At 68.4% G+C, this 2,233-nt stretch carries 2 protein-coding genes and 1 pseudogene; 2 read left to right on the top strand and 1 reads right to left on the bottom strand.

All coding sequences use genetic code 11. The features are described from left to right. Positions 1-199: 199 nt before the first annotated feature. A pseudogene (locus ACZ34W_RS38575) lies at positions 200-334 on the bottom strand (ATP-binding protein); the annotation flags it as partial. 207 nt (positions 335-541) lie between these two features. Here ACZ34W_RS38575 and ACZ34W_RS38570 point away from each other — a divergent pair. After that, positions 542-664, top strand: coding sequence for a hypothetical protein (locus tag ACZ34W_RS38570; protein WP_465611157.1), 123 nt, complete (start codon positions 542-544; stop codon positions 662-664). Between the two features lie 45 nt (positions 665-709). After that, positions 710-1,942, top strand: coding sequence for an IS4 family transposase (locus tag ACZ34W_RS38565; protein ID WP_465611155.1), 1,233 nt, complete (start codon positions 710-712; stop codon positions 1,940-1,942). The last annotated feature ends 291 nt before the right edge of the window (positions 1,943-2,233 follow it).

Here is a 2,233-nt window from a genome sequence, read left to right as displayed (position 1 = left end):
GGAACAAGACGGCCAGGAGATCAGCGACAGACACTCATCATGATCGACAATCATCAAGATCCACGGGCGGCTTTCACGGAACTCGCGCCAGAGCCTAGGAGTCTCCCCACTGGTGGACGCTGAAAGTCCCCGGTGGACAGTTGATCTCCCCGCTGGTGGGTGGTCAGCCGAGCGGGACGACGCCTCGTCCGGTGGTCGCCTAGGCGAGGCGGTGGCTGTCGCCCTGCGTGACGACGACGTGGGTGTGGTGCAGGAGCCGGTCGACGGTCGCGGTGGCGAGGGTCTTGGGCATGATCTCGTCGAATCCGGACGGATGAAGGTTGCTGGAGGTGGCGGGTGGAGTGTTCAGGCACGAGGTGGATCCGACGGTGCGCGGACAGCGGAGGCAGACTGGAGAGCGCGTTGGACCGCGTGCGGGCCTGTCCGGCTTGTAGAGTGCGAGCCTTGTAGGCCACGCCCGTTGGAGCTGATTGTGCGCATGCTCGCCGCCCGAGCCGTTGGTCGACGGAGTTTTGCTCCCCGGTCGGAGCGGGGGTGGTCCGTGGCGATCAGTGATACCACCATCGTGCAGATGCTGTCGGCGTACCTCGGGCGGTTCCCGGGCGAGGCCGAAGCGCTGGCCGAGCCGTTGCGGCTCCGGAAACGGATACTCCTCATGACCTAGAGGCAATACCGGTGACTTTGGTGTGATTCGGTCGTTGAGTGGTTTGTGCCAAGGCCTGGACAGGTGAAGTCGCCGGCGAGTGACCGGCTCTCGGACCGGATCGCGTTGGGGGTGCTGACGCGGGCCTTCCCGCCGGCGTTGGTCGACGAGGTCGTCGCCGAGTGCGGTCGGGTCGAGCAGCGAACGCGGCTGCTTCCCGCGCGGGTTGTGGTCTATTTCGTCCTGGCGATGTGCCTGTTCTTCGGTCAGGGCTACGAGGAGGTGGCCCGGCTCCTGGTGCAGGGACTGGAGCGGGAGGGCCGATGGGCGGCCGCTTGGCGGGTGCCGACGACGGCGGCGATCGGCCGGGCCCGGCTGCGGTTGGGCCCAGAGCCGTTGCGGATCCTGTTCGGGCGGGTCTGCCGGCCGGTCGCGGTCGCCGGTACGCAGGGTGCCTGGTATCGGCGATGGCGGCTGGTCGCGGTGGACGGCACCGTCTTCGATGTGCCGGACACGGTGGCGAATGCGGAGTTCTTCGGGCGTCCGGGAACCAGCCGTGGGCAGGGCCGCAGTGCGTATCCGCAGGTGAGGGTGGCGGCCCTGGCCGAGTGCGGCACCCATGCCGTGTTCGCGGCCGAGGCCGGCCCTCTGGCGCTGCACGAGAGCGCTCTGGCCGCGCGGCTGTTCCCCGCCCTGACCGAGGGCATGCTCGTACTGGCAGACCGGGGATTCTGCGGCTTCGACCTGTGGCGGGCGGCGAAGGCGGGCGGCGCCGACCTGCTGTGGCGGGTCCGCAGCGTCGTCGTGCTGCCTGTGGTCGAGACCCTCGCGGACGGCTCCTACCTGTCGGAGATCGTCGCCGCGCGGGACAACTACCGCCGCACGGAGCCGGAACGGGTCCGGGTGATCGAGTACAGGCTCGGCCGCGACGGCACCGTCTACCGGCTGATCACCACCGTCCTGGACCCGGCCCAGGCTCCGGCGAACGAGCTCGCAGCCCTGTATGCCCAGCGGTGGGAGATCGAGAACACCCTCGACGAGATCAAGAACCACCAGGGCGGGCCCCGGCTCGTGCTCCGTTCGCAGCACCCGCGAGGGGTCGAACAGGAGATCTTCGCGTTCCTGCTGGTCCACCATGCGTTGCGGGACCTGATGCACCAGGCCGCCCTCAAGGGCGGGCACGACCCGGACCGGATCTCCTTCACCCGCACCCTGCGCATCGTCCGCCGCCACGTCACCGGGCAGGCGGCCCTTTCCCCCCTCCCGGCTCGCCCGGGCCACCGCCCAGAGCCTGCGTGAGATCACCGAACGGCTGCTGCCCGCACGGCGGTTGCGCTCCAACCCCCGTGTGATCAAACGCAAGATGTCCAACTGGGCACTCAAACGCGCCGAGCACCGCAGCCCACCGCGACCCGACACCCCAACGGTCCGGCTGGTCGGGCCGACCCGAGCGACCTCAACCAGCCGGAAAACAACCTAAATCACCGGTATTGGACCTAGAGGGTGTCTGAGAAGTCCCTTTCATGTGGAGGTTGTAGTGCGGTGGAGCAAGAGCATGATGGTGGCCAGGTAGACCGCGTTTTCGGAGCT

The organism is Kitasatospora sp. NPDC022856 (genome assembly GCF_055561235.1).
This window is presented reverse-complemented; position numbering and strand designations above follow the sequence as displayed.